The sequence below is a fragment of the Ruegeria sp. CDSB113 genome (assembly GCF_059611045.1).
In genome coordinates, this window is sequence record NZ_JBXWOU010000007.1 from 206939 (window position 1) to 225021 (window position 18083).

General features: G+C 58.7%; 3 protein-coding genes. 1 reads left to right on the forward strand and 2 read right to left on the reverse strand.

The features are described 5' to 3' along the window. Positions 1-6 precede the first annotated feature (6 nt). Positions 7-13209 carry a hypothetical protein gene (locus AC2FIS_RS14340; RefSeq protein WP_496774021.1) on the reverse strand — a complete coding sequence of 4401 codons (13203 nt, stop codon included), beginning with the start codon at positions 13207-13209 and terminating at the stop codon, positions 7-9. A gap of 1361 nt (positions 13210-14570) precedes the next feature. Here AC2FIS_RS14340 and AC2FIS_RS14345 point away from each other — a divergent pair. Beyond that, positions 14571-16157, forward strand: coding sequence for an amidohydrolase (locus AC2FIS_RS14345; protein WP_496774028.1), 1587 nt, complete (start codon positions 14571-14573; stop codon positions 16155-16157). 858 nt (positions 16158-17015) lie between these two features. Here the strand turns inward: AC2FIS_RS14345 and AC2FIS_RS14350 are convergent. Continuing rightward, the coding region (locus AC2FIS_RS14350) for a calcium-binding protein (protein ID WP_496774022.1) at positions 17016-18083 on the reverse strand (1068 nt) is incomplete at its 5' end.

Genomic DNA, 18083 nt, shown 5'->3' on the forward strand with positions numbered 1-18083 from the left:
CATTGCTTAAAATTGTAGCCCAAGGCCCAGACCAACTTGGAGAGCCTTGGTTGAGTCCCCGAACATATGGTCGAGGCTCAGATTGATAAAGCTGCTATCATCCAACGCAAACAGCCCCAATCGCGCCGAAACCAGCCCATGGGCGTCTCCGATAAAGCTGGTATTCGCAAACCCGCCATCGGCTGCGCTTGCGCCTGCAAAACCGGCGCTTACTGATACTGTGTCGTTCGATGAGATGATAGCGCCGGCGCGGAAACTTACGCGTAGTTTTTGAGAGGCGCTGAGAACCTGTTCCGTCCCTATCTCAAGCGATGGGGTCACGGAATAGATCATCTCGCTATCATCCTGCAGGGCGATCCCCGAAAGGGTTGCATCACCGTTGCTTTCCGTCGCCAGACGGGTGGCGTCAACGGCGATCTCGGGTCGCAGATAGGAACTGCCCCCGGCAAATCTGTGATCATAGGCAAAACTCAACCGCAGGTTCTGCTGGTTCATCTTGTGCTTGATCGAACTGACGCCAACGGTGTTAACCACGTTTCCGTTGGGCAGCACACCACTGATCCCACCCGACCGGTCTGTGTCATAGCTTGACCAACCGGCTGACAGCATGGCCGCGAACTCCCACGGGCCGGTGTATTTGGTCAGCGAAGCACCCAGATTGAACCGGTCACCGGTCGCATTGTACTGCGATCCATTCCGAAGGCTTATTTGGTCGTGACCCAGCGCGAAACCGGCATAGAGTTCATCCCCAACCGGCAAACGGACACCAGCAGACAGGTTGGTATTGTTGATGTCCAACTCATCGTAGATACCGGTCTGGTCACGGTCGTAGAAGGACCTTCCTCCGGAGAACCAGACGCAATTGCGTGGATCGTCTCCGGCTTGGTAATCGGTAAACCGCTCGCAATTATGCAGTGCGTCTGCGAATACCCGAGTACCGTAGTAGGCATCTACCGCATCCGCGGCATAATCGGCCACAGTGAATGCACCAATTGCCGCGATAACGTCAGCTTCGGAGGTCATATTCCCGATCAGAGCGAACAACTCGCCCTGTGCCGCCGAACCCTGCCCGTTCAGCACCTGATTGATGTAGTCACCAACGGCCGCCTCGTTCGCGTTCATATTCGCGGTCGAATAGTCCGGAGTTATCACCAGATCAATCGAACTGCCGTCCGACGTCGAACCGTTCAGGCCAATCGAGTAATCCAGCACCACAGTGTCCTGAATCGTCGTGCCCGCATCCGCTGCTGTCCCATTCGGGTTGACGATGACTAGAGGCAACGCCCGTTGAAGCGTATTGAGCTGTGGTGTCAAGGTGCCGCCCATAGTGGCGTCACCGCTGACATTGACCAGATCGCTATTGCCACCCGATACACCCGTGGTCAGGAAATATGCGTCGAAGGTCGAGGAAGCCGTCGCACCAAAGGCCAGGCTTCCAGTCAGGTTCGTGGTCTGGCTGACGTTTCCGGTAAAGACAAAGTCACCCGACTTAACGGTCGGTGTCATGTCCGTATTCAGACCCCAGTCCGCTCCCAAAACAAAGTCGCCATTCACTTGCATCAACCCAGCAGCGCCCAGATTGACCGTGTCCAGCGCATAAAAGGCGCCCCCTTCCTCGACAGTCAGACCGTTGGTGCCCGCTCCAAGGTCCAGATTGCCAAGGGCTGCACCTGAAAGTGAGATCTGTTCATTGCCGTCTCCGCCATTCACCAATTGGTCGTTCCCGGAGAGAAGCACTGTGTCTTTGGACAAAGTCAGCGCGTTGTTCGCGCCGCCGTCCACGACGATTGATGCAACTGCGTCTGCTTGCCCGGTCCCGCCCATGACGACGCCATCGAAGCCAAGTGTGATTGCACCCGCTCCGTCGCGCCCCTCGGATTGGGCCAGAACGCCGATGCTGCCTTCGCCCACGGACAGGATATTGCCGTTCAGCGCCATGTCGATGGTGCCACCGGCCCCGGCACCGCCCGCGGATCCACGGAAGACCGAATCCACCATGCCACCGCCACCGCCGAGCGACTGCGCCACAACACCAATCGCGTTTTCGCCGGTGGTAACGATATTACCGTTTTGGGTGAACGTAATGTCACCACCGTCACCGCCATTAGCAGGCGAGAGATTCACGGTGATTTGGCTTGCATCCAAATCTGTAGAGACGAGGCCGCCGCCGCCGCCTATGCTTTGGATTACGAAACCATGAGACCCAGAACCGTTGGTGGTGATGCCCCCGATATTGGTAAGATCAACGGTTCCGCCGTCACCGGTTGAATCGTCTTGCGCACCCAAAGTTACATCCAAACGTCCTAGTCCAGCGACAACGACCTCGCCGCCACCCGCGCCAATGCTTTGGACACTCTGACCAAATGACCGATCACCCGTAGTGGTAACGTCTCCGTCCAGAGAGAGGTCGATATCACCGCCGTCATTGCGGAAACTTGGGTCAGACCCCAGGATCACCGAAGCCGCTTTGTTTGTATTCGCGGTGCCAGCGCTGTTCAGCACAAGTTTACCACCCCCGCCTCCGATAGACTGAGCTGCACCTGCAGACGAAAACGCGCCATCGGTGCCCACATCTCCGGTCCGACTGCCGGTGACCTCGCCGCCGCCAGCGTCATCCGTGTTGATCGCCCCCAAGCGTGCGGTGATGTCGATACCGTCCCCGTCCTGAACATTGATATTGTTAGCGGAGGTACCGCCACCGCCGCCAATGCTCTGCAGCATCAAGCCGGTCGAGCTGTCGCTTGTCGTCGCGATATTGCCGGTATGTGATTGCGCAACCTGACTGCCAGCCATGTCTGAAACTTCATCGCCACCCAACGAGATGTCGCTTATGTAGACACTGTCTGTTCCACCAGCACTGGCGGTCTCGGTCGTGAAATTAACCGAAGTTTCTACATTGCCGCCGCCACCATTCACGGACTGAGCGAAAATAGCCTCGCTGCCTGAACCGTTCACAAGAATGTCCCCGGTGGTATTGACGGTAACGGTTCCAACCGACCCAGTGGCACCCTCGCGCGCACCAAGCAGTTGCGACACCGTGTAATCCAATGCCGAAACCAGCGGGGATGACACTGAATATCCGGCGTTTCCGCCGCCGCCACTAACAGATTGCGCAAAGATGCCAAACCCGTTTTCTGCATTCACGACAATCGCGCCTGTATGGCTGACCGTGACGTCTCCACCATCTGCGCCATCCCCGCCCGAACCGCCAATGGCGATCTTCGAGTAGGACTTGCCGGTCATGGTGTTCTTGAGGTCATTTACATCCATCGCAACGGCCAGCCCGCCATTGCCGCCACCGCCGCCAACGGATTGCGCCATAATGCCGTATGCACCCGTACCATCAACACGGATGTCACCGCTGTTTGTTACGACCACGTTGCCGGCGATGTTGCCGCTGCCTCCGGAACCGCCAATATTCAACTGCGCGGTCGGAGAACTGCTGTCGCCTGTCTTCAGTCGCAGCGTCCCAGTGATCGAACTGCCACCATTGCCACCACCACCACCGATGGATTGGGCGAAGATACCATGCGCACCTTCACCAGTTGTCACGATCGTCCCTGCATTGGTCACCAAGACGTTGCCGCCCGTGCCCCCAGTACCTCCCGATCCGCCAAGACCGAATTGTAGTGCCCGCCGCGTGCTGGCCTCCGCCCCGCCATAGCGGCCGTCGACCGAGATCGTAGAGCCACCATTGCCGCCGCCGCCGCCGATGGACTGCGCAAGGATGCCATGGCTCTCCTTCCCGGTGGAGCGGATAGTGGCATCAGCTTCATTGACGACAGTTACCGTGCTGCCAGACCCGCCAGTGCCACCCGTGCCACCAATCAGAATTGCATTTGTCGTTGCCCCGTCTGAAGACCGGCCCAGAATGATGTTGCGCACCTGTTGCGCATCGCCACCCCCGCCGCCGACAGACTGCGCGTAGATGCCAATAGACTTGTCACCCGTCGTCTGGATTAGGTCCCGATTTGTGAGGGAAACCGCTGCAGACATTGCTCCGGTTCCGCCATTGCCACCAATGGACAGAGTCGCTGTGTTCCCGATATCTTTGCGCAGGCTGATGATCCGATTTTCAACCAGACCACCCATACCGCCACCGCCGCCAACGGATTGAGCGAAGATGCCATGAGCCATCGTGCCCTCGGTCGTGATGATCCCATCGCTGACGACAGTCACGGTGTCCGAAGTCATGCCGTCGCCGCCTGTGCCGCCGATGTTAACCGAAATAGTCGTGCCGACCGTCGACGGATTGACCACGGCTTTGATGGTGTCGAGGTTCGATTGACCCGCCTGAACCATGCCGCCGGTGCCACCCGCACCACCGATGGATTGCGCCATCAAACCAACTGAACGATCGCCGAAGGTCGCAATTCGTGCAGTGTTGGACACGTCGACTTTGCCGCCTACGCCACCTGTGCCGCCCGTGCCACCAATGGAAAGCGCAACAGACGTACCCTTACCGGCTGAATTGCTGGCCTTGCCACCATTGCCACCGCCACCACCGACGGACTGGGCAAACACGGCGTGAGCATCCGTCCCCTCTGTGACGACTGTTCCTGCGACAACCGTCGTCACATCGCCCGCTTCGCCACCAGTGCCTCCTTCAAGCCCGACTGACAAGCTGGCTTTGTTGCCCTTGCTGTCGCCGGTCTTGGGCGTACCTATGCTGACTGATGTCGAGGACGAATTGCCGCCGCCGTTGCCGATGGACTGAGCGAAGAAACCATATGAGCGGTTACCAGCGGTGCGAACGATGCCATTCGAGCTTGCATAGACATCGCCACCGCTACCGCCGGTGCCACCGGTCCGACCGATTTGAATGTTCACGTTGCCGCCATCTACGGATGTCGAGGCAGAGTTGTAGCCCGCGTTGCCGCCGCCGCCTCCAACAGATTGAGCGAACAGACCATGAGAGTCTGCGCCGCTGGTCGTGATGTCCCCGGTATTGCGAACATCAACCGAACCGCCGATACCACCCTCACCCGTACCGCCACCGATTGCTAAGCCAAAGCCCTTGTTGGTCGCGTCTGAAGCCAGTTCGTACGTCATACCAAGGTTCAAAGCCGCGTTGCCGCCGCCGCCACCAATGGACTGGCCAAAGACCCCGTGACTACCGTCCTGCAGCGTCACGATATCGCCATAGTGATCGATATCCACAGTGCCGCCGTCCCCGGCCGTTCCAGCATCACCGCCGATGGCGATAACAGCCGACACGCCGGTTTTATTGCCGGAGGAGTCGGCCGGGTTCACCTTGCCTTCCAACTCATCGAGAACGGCGTTGTAGTTGGCAATCACCGAGTCATCGACGCCCGTGTTGGTGGGCGTTTTTCGGTCAGTTGAATCGCCGGTTCCGCCGTTGCTTTTGCTTCCGGTGGTTTTACTGATGCCCACAACTGCGTTGATACCGGCATCACCGCCGCCGCCGCCAATGCTTGAGGCTTCGATCCCGTGCGAACCGGCACCGTCAGTCGTGATGGTACCCGCCGCCGCCGCCGCGGTTCCACGCGCGACCGTGACATCGCCTGCATCTCCGCCGCCGCCGCCAAAGCCGCCGATACCCATTGCAATTGGCGAGCTGTCTTTCGTGCCGACGAAGGTCGCATTAATCCCACCGGTGCCACCGCCGCCGCCGATGCTTTGGGCAAAGATACCGCGCGCGTGATAACCATTTGTAGAAATATTGCCGGATTGCGTAACTGAAACACCACCAGCATCCGCGCCGGTACCGCCGTGGCCACCCAGACCGCCCACAATGCTCAGATCGGTCTTGCCGTCGGAGTTGTTAGAGTCGCCATAGTTCAGCTGTCCGGTCACGTTCAACGCGCCGTTGCCCCCGCCGCCGGCGATGGACTGGGCCAAAACACCGTGCTTCCAGTTACCCGCCACCGAAACGGTGCCGGTGTGGTCCACGGTCACATCACCCGAAACATTGCCGTCGCCGCCAAAGCCGCCGACGCCAAAAGTAACCGAAGGGATCTTGCCATCTTTGCTCAGGGCGATGCCGCCCGAAACGTTCAGACCTCCGTTACCACCGCCACCGCCAATGGACTGTGCCATCAAACCAGCTGAGCCATCGGTATCCGGTTTTTCTTCGTTGAATACACCCATATCAATGAACAGACGTTCGAGGCCAAAGGTAGATGCCAGCTCTTCGGTGTCGTCAACAATCGTGTCGCCGAGGAAATCGCGCAGCTTGTCTTCAAATGTGGTCGTATCGGGGATAGAGATATCGTCCGGGTTGGTAGCGACTGTGATGTCAGCCTGCGACGTGACCGTGACGTCTCCTGCCTTGCCGCCGTCACCGGCGAAGCCCCCAACACCAACAATCAACGAGCTGTCGGATACAATACCACCCGACACATTCAGGCCGCCATTGCCGCCACCGCCGCCAAGGGATTGAGCCAACAGACCGGATTGCCCGGTTCCGTGCGCCCTGATCGTGCTGCCTGCACCGATATTCACATCGACATTCCCAGCATCACCGCCGCCACCGCCGAACCCACCGACGCCCACGACCACTGCATAAGATTTACTGCTGTCCGTTTGGCCCGCACCCGGCTTGCCGCTGATCGCGATGCCGCCGGAGACATTGGTACCGCCATTGCCACCGCCACCGCCCAGCGACTGCGCGATGATACCACTGGCGCCTTTGCTTTGGTCGACGGCAAATGTGCCGTCGGGTTGCCTGACCATCGGAACAGCCTGAACATTTCCGGTGTAGTCCAGATCAACATTGCTGGCATCGCCACCCGATCCGCCAAAGCCGCCAACACCAGCCGCGACCGAAAAGATTGTGTCCGACCCCGAGGGCTTTGTCAGCGCCAGAGAGCCAGAGATATTCACGCCGCCTGTGCCGCCACCACCACCGAGGCTCTGCGCAAATACGCCATGTGATCCGTCGCCAGCTGTGACTACATTACTTTCCACATCCAGAGTTACCGCCCCGGCATCGCCGCCGCCGCCGCCAAAGCCGCCAAGGCCCAAAGTCACCGCCGCGCCGGATTTACCAGTCAGGTTAACGGCACCCGAGACGTTGAGGCCGCCATTGCCGCCGCCGCCGCCAACGGATTGCGCCATGACACCGATGCTGTCAGCACCGGTTGTGACAACCGAGGTCGTCGCGGTTCCATCCGTGCGGGACCGCAACGTGCTGATCACTTCGCCAGCGTTGCCGGCGCCGCCACCAAAGCCTCCAACGCCAAGGCTGACCGATCCACCATTTTCCTGACTGATGCCCAATGAGGCCGAGATATTCGTGCCACCATTGCCACCACCGCCACCGAGACTCTGTGTCAGAATACCTGTGCTACGATCTCCACTGGTGGAAACCCCACCGGTGATGGTCGATTGCGCCAGTGCGCCAGCGTCCGCGCCACCGCCACCGAATCCACCGACACCGATTCCCACGGCCGCATTAGCCGACCGGGACAGGGACAAAGCGGACGAGATATTGGTACCACCATTACCGCCACCACCGCCCAGGCTTTGCGTCAAAATGCCGACTGAATCATCTCCCGTCGTTGTTACATCGCCCGTGACTTGCTGCGTGACGTTCCCCGCCGCGCCACCGTCGCCACCAAAGCCACCAACGCCGATCCCGAGACCGCCTGAATAGTTGCTGGCCACCGAAATCGCGCCGGAAATATTCGTGGCACCGTTACCGCCGCCGCCGCCGAGGCTTTGGGCAATAATTCCGGCCGAACGTGAGCCCGAAGTGCTGACATTGCCCGAGAACGTATTGTCGACGGCCCCGCTGGTACCGCCGCTGCCGCCAAAGCCGCCCACTCCGATGCCTGCAGCACCGGACCCTGTGCGCGCAATGCTGAGGGCGCCTGAAATGTTGACGCCGCCATTACCACCGCCGCCTCCGACGGACTGAACCAGAACCCCAGTTGCGTTATCGCCGCTTGTGGTTACGTCTCCGGTCACCGAGCCTGTAGCCATGCTTGCATTACCGCCGTCACCGCCAGACCCACCGATGCCAATGCCAATAGCGCCGCCGCCGGAGCCCGAAATATTCACGGCCGCAGAGACATTCAGCCCTCCGTTACCGCCGCCGCCCGCGGCAGACTGAACCAAAACACCGCCCGAATTATCGCCGGCCGTTGTGACATCACCCACAACCGTGCCGTTGGCCGTATTGGCATCACCGCCGCTGCCACCGCTGCCGCCAAGTCCAACAGATGCGCCCCCGCTGCCGGTTCCGGCAACCGTGACTGTGGCAGAGACGTTCATGCCGCCGTTGCCGCCACCGCCGCCAAGACTTTGAACTATGAACCCGCCGGACTCGTCTCCTTGGGTCGAAACGTTGCCGTTCAGAGTGGCCTCAGCCGTTCCTCCGTCGCCACCCGTTCCAGATGCGCCACCCAGACCAACGGATGCGCCACCCGATCCCGTACCTGCCGCTGCAACCGCGACTGAGATGTTCATTCCGCCATTACCACCACCGCCGCCGACGGATTGCGCCAGCAGACCGGTCGAGGTTTCGCCCAACGTCACAAGGTTCCCCGTCACGCTTGCTGTTACCGCTGAGGCATCGCCTCCGCCAGTTCCCCGACCACCTAGACCCACTGCAGCTGCGCCAGAACCAGTTCCGGCACCGCCGACGGATGCAGAGACATTAAAGCCGCCGTTGCCGCCGCCACCACCGATGGACTGGGCAACAACCGCGCTTGATTGCGCGCCTTCGGTTTGCACATTATTCGCAACCGTCAGACCAACGACACCGCCGGTGCCACCGCCACCGCCAGATCCGCCCAGACCGACGCTGATCGCGCCTGAACCGGTGCCCGCACCAGCCAATGCAGGTGAAATGTTGAAGCCACCATTGCCGCCGCCGCCGCCAACGGACTGTGCCAGAATACCAACTGAAGCATCGCCTTTGGTTACAACGTTGGCCGTTGTGCTCGCGGTCACCAGGCTGCCGTCGCCTCCGTCCCCGCCTGAGCCCCCCAGCCCAACCGAGACTGAACCCGCTCCGACGCCTGCGCCTGACAAGGTCGGCGAGACGTTAAAGCCGCCGTTACCACCGCCGCCGCCAAGGGATTGCGCAACAAAACCGCTGGAAGCGAAGCCATCGGTCAGAATAGTGCCATTTGAGGTCAGCGTCACGTCGCCGCCATCGCCGCCCGTATCACCAGACCCGCCCAACCCGACGCTGACCGCGCCACTACCGGTACCAGCACCCGACAGAACCGGCGAGACGTTGAACCCGCCATTGCCGCCGCCGCCGCCGATGGATTGCGCCACTACGCCCGAGGACTGGTTACCACGGGTTTCAACCGCATTGTTTGACGTCGCGATAACAGTGTTGCCATCGCCTCCGCCTGCGCCATCGCCGCCAAGGCCAACCGAGACTCCGCCCCCGCCAACGCCAGATCCCTGGACCGAAGCACTGACGTTGAACCCGCCATTGCCGCCGCCACCACCGATGGATTGTGCCAGAAACGCCGTTGCCGAGTCGCCCTGCGTCAGGATTGTCCCGCCCGAGGTCAGAGTGACCGCGCCACCATCACCACCGCCGTCGCCGTCGCCGCCAAGCCCCACGCTAACTGCGCCGGACCCGACACCGGCGCCCGTGCCGGTGCCTGAGACGTTGAAGCCACCATTGCCACCGCCGCCGCCAATCGACTGAGCGACCACGCCGGACGACCTGTCTCCGGCCGTTACGATTGCATCCGTGGTCGTCAGATTTACCGTGCCACCAGTTGCACCTGTGCCGCCGCTGCCGCCCAGCCCGACTGAAACGGCACCGCTGGCCACACCCGCTCCTGCCAGTGAGGCGCTGACATTAAAACCACCATTGCCACCGCCGCCGCCGACGGATTGGGCCAGCACAGCTGTCGCATCTGCGCCGCCGGTGCTAACGGTTCCGCTGACCTGGGCGGTCACCGATTGTCCGATGCCACCGCCAGACGCGTCTCCGCCAAGACCAACCGTCACAGCTCCGCCGCCTGCACCTGCACCCGCGATCCCCGCCGTCACGTTGAAGCCGCCATTGCCGCCGCCACCGCCTATGGATTGGAACACAACGCCGCTAGAATTATCGGAGAGCGTAGTAACGTTGCCCGCCACCTGGCCTTCAACCACGCCACCATTGCCGCCCGTTGCACCGTCACCGCCAAGACCAACGCCAATTGTTCCAGCACCTGCCCCCCCGGCAGCCACACCGGCCGTCACGTTGAAGCCGCCGTTACCACCGCCGCCGCCAATCGACTGGATCACAACGCCGGTCGAGCGCATACCTTCGGTGCGCACGTCACCATTGACACGAACACCGGTGACGCTGCCGCCGATACCGCCACTGCCGCCATCGCCGCCAAGCCCGACATCAACAGTTCCTGCACCGGCACCGCCTGCGGCCAGCCCGGCTGCAACACTAAACCCGCCATTGCCGCCACCGCCGCCGATGGACTGAACCACAACAGCTCCAGAGTCATCACCCCGCGTTGTGACGTCTGCGTCAACCTGAGCGGTAACTGCGCCGCCGTCACCGCCACCGCCAGCTTTACCGCCAAGGCCAACGCTGACGGACCCAGCTGCGGCACCGCCAATATCGGCGCTGGCTCCGACGCTGTAGCCGCCATTGCCGCCGCCGCCGCCAACCGACTGCGCGACTACGCCGCTGGAAAACGCTCCGCTGGTTTCAATTGTTGTCCCGCCGGCGATCAGAGTGACGTCGCCACCGATCCCGGCACCACCGCCATCGCCGCCAACACCCACGTTGATCCCAACTGCAGCCCCGGCGCTTGCACTGATGCCCGCCGCGACGCTGCCACCGCCGTTGCCGCCACCGCCGCCAACCGACTGCGCGATCAGCGCGCTTGAATTGGTTCCGGTCGTTGTGATGTCTGCCTTGGTGTAAACCTGCACATCACCGCCGTTGCCGGCACTGCCGGCCTGACCGCCAATTCCAATCGAGACATTGCCAGAAAACAGCGCAGAGGCGCCTCCGGTTGCAGCCACGGCCAAACCGCCATTGCCGCCACCGCCACCAACGGATTGGAACAGCATACCTGTCGAACGGTTCCCAGTTGTAACTATAGTTCCCTCAAAACCCGCAGCCGTAGCAACGCCGCTGCTGTTGAACTGACCAACAGTGACCGTGCCGCCTTCACCGCCCGTGCCGCCGTCGCCACCGACACCAACTGCCAGCGAACCCGAAACCGGACCGCCCGAAACAGCAACCGAAACCGCGTATCCACCATTACCACCACCGCCGCCAACGGATTGCAGCATCACGCCGATTGCATCGTCGCCTCCGGTCTGCACTGAGGCCGACCCGCTGCCGCTAATCGATACATCGCCGCCGTCGCCGCCATCTCCAGCGGAACCACCAACCGACACCGATGCAGCGCCGAAGGCCCCAACCGCCACAGACACTGCACCGCCGCCATTGCCGCCGCCGCCGCCGACGGATTGCGCGAACACACCGGTCGAGCGGTCGCCCGAAGTTTGAATTGCCGATGGCTGACTGCTGTCAGTGTTTGACAATGTGACATCCACGTCACCGCTTTCACCTCCGGAGCCGCCGTCGCCACCGATGGCCACACCCACGAATGCGCCGACCGATCCGGAAGAACCGCCATTGCCGCCGCCACCGCCGATGGACTGGGCCAGGATGCCCATCGCATCGTCTCCGGTCGTTGTAATGATCCCGTCATTGACGATGGTCACAGTTGATCCAGCGCCACCGCCGCTGCCGTTGCCGCCAACGGAAACCATGCCGGCGGACGAGCCACCATCGCCGCCGCCACCACCAATGGATTGGGCAATGATGCCCCGCGCACCGTCGCCTCCGGTCTGGATTTGTCCGTAGTTGCTTACGCTAACCGCATCACCTGTGCCGCCCCGCGACCCGGTACCACCAATTGCGACCAGACCGTACGAGTTCGCACCAGTCCCGCCGCTGCCGCCAATGGACTGCGCCATGACACCATCAGCACCTTTGCCCGAGGTCAAAATGCTGCCGCTGCCCTGAACCGTTACGCTGACAGCGCTGCCGCTGCCGCCATTCGATCCGACACCGCCCAGAGACAACGCAACCAACCCGCCCCCTGCGCCGCCGGAACCGCCGCCACCGCCAATCGACTGCGCCACGATCCCGCGCGAGAAATCGCCCTGTGTCTCAATCGCGCCAGCATGAGAAACCGTGACCGTGCCACCGTCACCACCGTTGTCGGCACCACCAATCAAGGACACCAAAAGGTTGCCGCTGGTGCCCGCAGACCCGCCGGACCCGCCAATCGACTGGGCGTAAATCCCGTTAGCATAATCGCCGGTTGTCAGGATGCTGGCGGTCGATGTGGTGTTGACGGTTACGGCTCCGCCGCTGCCGCCAAAGCCGCCGTCGCCCGAAGAGCCCACCAATCCCCATTGAGACCCTCCATTACCGCCATTGTTCGAAACGCTCAGCGCGTAGATACCATCGGCTGAGTCTCCGGACGTCGAAATCGCACCTTTCTGTGTGACGGCTACGTTACCTCCGTCTGAAGAATGTCCCCCGGTACCGCCAACTGGAGCCGCGAATGCGCCGCCGCCATTCCCTGCCTTGCCACTTCGACTGAATGCGAAAATTCCGTCGTTGTTGCTGCCCGATGTCTGAATAGTGCTGCTGCTTTCCTGCGTTGCGTTAACCGTACCACCCTTGCCTCCGTCACCGCCATCACGCCCGTCCCAAAAGCTCAGATACGAATCCCCACCGTTTCCTCCGTCGCCGCCGACACTACCGACCTGCCACCCGATATTGCTGGTTGCGTTGACATCGCTGCTGAGGTTTTTTGTCTGCGTCGGGCCGGTATCACCATTGCCACCCGAGCTCGGTGGCACGAACAGTGCGCCGTCCCTACCATTGCTGCCACCCTGACCATAGACAACTTGGTTCACGCCGTTTGGTCCGGACACATCTTCGGGCGGCGTTACTGCGCCAGGGGTGCCGGAACTATTGAAGTTGTTATTATATTGCGAAAGGGTCAACTGAGTAGACAAGCTGGCCGTTTCGGATGCCTCTGAATTGCTGATCTGAGCTGTTGTTCCAGAAATGGAAACAATTTCGAATGCTAGCGGAGGATTGTCGGAATTGTAGATTGTGTCGCCGACATCTTTGACTAGGAAAACGTAGCCATCTGCTGTCTCAACAAATGCTGTTGTTCCGGCTGTGGGCGTCGAGGCCGGGTCGACAATCAGTGCGCTGACAGTGGTGTCCATACCTGTCACCGGGTTGGCCACCGTGTCGCCAACTTTTGAGTCTGCCGTGGGTGCTGCGAATAGAGACGTTGAAATTAATACATAAAAAGAAACAGCCAGCAGCAAACTTGATTTCTTGGACACCCATACACCCCACACATTACTTAGTGACAACGCATGGGGGCAAGCTGCTATCGCGCACAACAACAACCCTCTATTCGGATTTCCCCATCACACCTCGAAGGAGAACGAACACAAGATTAAGGCAAAAATTCGACTCAAATTCGCCACATGGGCGATACCGGTCGCGCATTTCAACAAAGCAATAAAGCAACAAGAAACTTCACAAATTTACGCAAACTGTTGGTTGGACACGTTCTTCGTCACCAAAAACCGTAAGTGGCATCAAGGTTTCAGTGATCGAAAACACTGCTACTAAAAGCGAAGGATCGATAGAAAATTAATGTCTTGCGAAATTTTGACCACGTACGTTTTTACGGACAGGGCGGGTTCTGTTGCACTCTTTTGAGAACGGCGACCAGTTTTATTGATTACAGTAGAGCTAATCGGCCAGTTCTGCGAATTCCAGACTGTCTGAAACAAGCATCCCGAAACAAGCCAAGCATCCTTGAGCCCCGTCAACGGCAATGCCTCTAAAATCTTCTGATTTGTTTGGTTCGTACCGACAATTCGAACAAACTCTGTTGCATCCATCTGTATCACTTACCTCTGGTATTTTCGGTTGATACGTTAGCGCAACTACATCCCGGCGGCGTGTAGATGCCAACACTTTCGTACGTCAAATGCCATTCTTCACCACTCTTTCTGCTAAGCGGCATCATCACTTTAGAGCCCTGACCTGCCGTTACCATTCGCCTGAGATGCTGCGAACGCATTCGGCAGGTCGCAGCCCACAGCGGACCTTCATTTTGCGCCCTCGTTTACGGGATCGTGAGGAAAACAGCCGTTTACAAGAACGCAATCTCAGATTGCAAAACAAATCGGCAGAAATTGTTGTCCGGTGCCGGTTCCCTGCTGCATAGTCGGATTAACCTGATTGCCGGAGTTCAGAAATGCCCCAAATTAGCCGACGTAGATTCTTGAGAACAGGGATTGCAGGCGCAACCGCCTTAACGCCGCTCAGCGGTGCGTTCGGCCAATCCAATTCGCTATCAGATTTGGGGACGGCAATCGTACCACTTCCTACGGTGACGGTTTACACAGCCAGAGAAATAGTGACGCTTGATCCGGAAAAGCCTTCGGCAGAAGCCGTCGCCGTCGTGAACGGTCGTATCCTCTTGGTCGGAAGCCTTGAGGACGTTCATGGCATCCTGAAAGGGCAGCGCCACACAGTTGACACAACGTTTGCCGACCACGTCATTATGCCGGGATTTATTGCCCAGCATGACCACCCACTTCTGGCGGCGCTCACGATGTCTTCGGAAATCCTTTCGATCGAGGACTGGGTTTTGCCCTCTGGCACAGTTCCTGCCGTAAGGGACAAAAACGACTTTATCAACCGGCTAACCAATGCGGTTGAGCAACGTACCGATCCGTCTGAACCAGTCGTTTCATGGGGGTATCACCCTGCCTTTTTTGGTCCGCTTACGCGGGAGGAACTTGACGCTATAAGTTCAACCCAACCAATCCTTGTCTGGGCACGGTCTTGTCATGAGATGATCCTGAACAGTGCCGCATTGGAGATGGGAGGTGTCACGCAGGACATCATCGACGCGTTTACCCCGACGGAGCAGGCCCAATCCAGAATTTTGGAAGGCCGTTTTTGGGAGCAGGGCCTGTTTGCGGTGCTGCCTTTCATTGCGTCGCTCGCCGCGACACCAGAACGATTGCAGTCAGGTTTGGAACTGACCCGCGATTACATGCACGCCAAGGGTATCACGATTGGCAACGAACCCGGTGGCATTCTCGCCAAACCCGTTCAGGACAGCATCAATGCTGTTATGTCCAGCCCCGACATGCCCTTCCGCTGGTCCTTCATGCCAGATGCAAAAACCTTGGTTAGCACCCATCCCGATGATGCTCAGGTGATCGCCGAGACCGAAAAACTGGAGGGCTGGTATGGGGGGATGACCAGCCTTGCGCCCAAGCAAGCCAAGCTGTTTGCAGACGGCGCAATCTATTCGTTGCTCATGCAAGTGCGTGATCCATATCTGGATGGCCACACTGGCGAATGGATGATGGACAAGAGCCTATTTGATCGCGCATTCCGCATCTACTGGGATGCAGGTTACCAAATTCATGTGCACGTGAACGGAGACGCTGGACTTGATCGCGTTCTGGACGCGCTTGAAATGAATCTGAGACGCAATCCGCGCTATGACCATCGGACCGTTCTGGTTCATTTTGCAGTCAGCGCAGAAGAACAGGTTCAAAGGATTTCGGAGCTTGGAGCCATCGTCAGTGGCAACCCATACTACGTCACCGCCCTTTCAGACCAATATTCTTCTGTCGGCCTCGGGCCAAAAAGAGCGGACGCAATGGTACGTCTTGGCGATGTTTCGAGGGCGGGGATCTCCTGGTCACTGCATTCCGATATGCCAATGGCACCAGCCGATCCTCTTTTCCTGATGTGGTGTGCCGTAAACCGTGTGACGTCCTCAGGTCGTGTTGCAGGCCCAGATCAACGGGTGGGTGCGGAGAAAGCGCTTCGTGGTATCACGATTGAAGCGGCCTATTCGCTCAAACTTGAAGACGAAATTGGCAGTATTGAACCCGGAAAGCGCGCCAATTTCACCATTCTCGACGATAGTCCTCTTTCAGTGGACCCCATGAAAATCAAAGACGTTAAAGTATGGGGAACCGTCATGGAAGGTCGGGTGCTTCCTGTGGCAAAACCCGAGAGGAAGGCCTCAGTGGTGCCTATTAGATATGACTTCGGCTTTACAGACACCGATTTCGCGCGAGCAACTTTTGAGCATGCGCTTAAAGTTGTTCACTCGCATCTCTAATTCTGCACTTAACGCGCGGGAGAGAACGAGAGTGATCCTCATGGCGTCCGCTCTTCTGGACTTGCAGTCGAGTTTCACTGTGGTTTGACCAAATGTACGCAGTCGGCCGACATCAAGGCTTTGCAACGTCTGCTTCCTGCGCCTTGCTGCCGTTCGTGCTGCTCCGCGCTGCAAACGCAGCGAACAGCAGCTCGGTGGCCTGAATACTGTTTTTTGCAGTTTGACAGAATGATACAATCGCAAATGACGGCGGGCCCTCTTTCCCTTCATGGGCCAGCGGGAATTAGACAAGCCAGACGCCCTTGGCCGTCAGAGAGGACGCTGCCTCCCCCTCGAGCAACCCTATTGGAAGGGGTCGTGTCCTCGGCTGCACCTGCGGGCCGCACTACCCCTATCGAATAGCGTTGTCTCGCCCCCTCCCGCGTTCGTCACGAGGCAAATTAGCAGGAACAAGCAACCTTGCTGTCTGGTCTGCAATTCAGCCCTGATTTTCCGAAAGGGAAGTCAGATCAAACCAAACTGTCTGCGGGAGTATGAAATGAGCGCGGCGTTTTAGTTGATGACGCAAAGGTCAAATTTAACTGATGTCCAACGTTGGGGGCGCCTTCTGATGTCGAACGTTCACCTAGTTTCTGGTCCAACTATGACGGTTGGGTCAGATTCGTGTGACGTTCAACAGGAAATGTGGAACGTCACAGACCTTTGACACAATCGGCTACCAAAACCTAAAGACACACATAAATTGCGTCTTTCAATTCTGACCCAAACGTCAAGCATTTCTGACCCAACACGATACCAAAAGCACGACGAGGGGCCGTTAGGCTCCTCGTCGTGCTTTTGAGAAATCGCATACTTGGTTCAGACAATTTGGAACAAGAAATCATCTGCTGTGATCAAAGCGCTGTCGATATCTGACAATCTGATGGAACCATGACCACTCACATCAACTCTGGTGTCCGTCCCATCCTGAGATACAGTCAGGTCTTCTATGCCAACACCGCCAATTTCGATTTGCATCAGATCTACATCATCTTCAAAGTCGGTAAGCGTGTCGTTTCCAAAATTCGAGTTGAAAACGAAATTGTCTGCATCGCCGCCGCCAGTCAGAGTGTCATTGCCAGTGCCACCATCCAGTCTGTTCGCTGCACCCGTCCCAATGATTATGTTGTCACCGGACCCGGCAATCACATTCTCAATGTTCAGAACCTGTTCAACACCACCGTTGTCAAACGTAGCCGTTCCTTGCGACAAGTTCAGAGTGACGTCATTGCTCGTATAGGAGAACTCGAGGGTGTCTACGCCGTCGCCCCCGTCGAAAAGGTCTGCCCCTGCGTTGCCGACCAGAACATCGTCACCGATCCCGCCATAGTGGTTGTCGTCGCCGTCACCGCCGTCAATGCGATCATTCCCTTCATCGCCCTGAAGATTGTCGTTACCGTTATTTCCAAACAATTCATCATTTCCGGTGCCGCCCCAAGCAAGGTCATCCCCGTCCCAAGCAACAATTAAATCATCACCTGCACCACCATAGTGTGTGTCATTACCAGCTCCGCCACGTACTTCATCATTGCCGTCGCCTCCATGGATCGTATCATTTCCAGAGGAGCCAAAGAGATAGTCATCTCCCAGGTTTCCTCGCATGACATCGTCACTACTAAACCCGACTAGAGAGTCATTTCCTGACCCGCCTTCGAGGACCTTACTCCGAATACCTTGTATCCCCAGCACTGTGCCGTCGGCAAAGACAATCTCTTCGATGCTTTCTGCCCAGTTGGAGAAATGGTCCGTCACGGTGATCGTCTCAGCGCCTGCAGTCATTACAAGATCACGGCCCGAGTTGTGTGTGAAAGACACATCCCCAACATTCAGGTCCGAGAACGCCAACCGGTCCGGCTGACCGCTCGTGACCGAGTAATCAGCGATCGT

Coding starts and splice junctions, on each gene's coding strand:
- AC2FIS_RS14340 (WP_496774021.1), bottom strand. CDS start 13,209: ATGGACACCACTGTCAGCGCACTGATTGTCGACCCGGCCTCGACGCCC.
- AC2FIS_RS14345 (WP_496774028.1), top strand. CDS start 14,571: ATGCCGGGATTTATTGCCCAGCATGACCACCCACTTCTGGCGGCGCTC.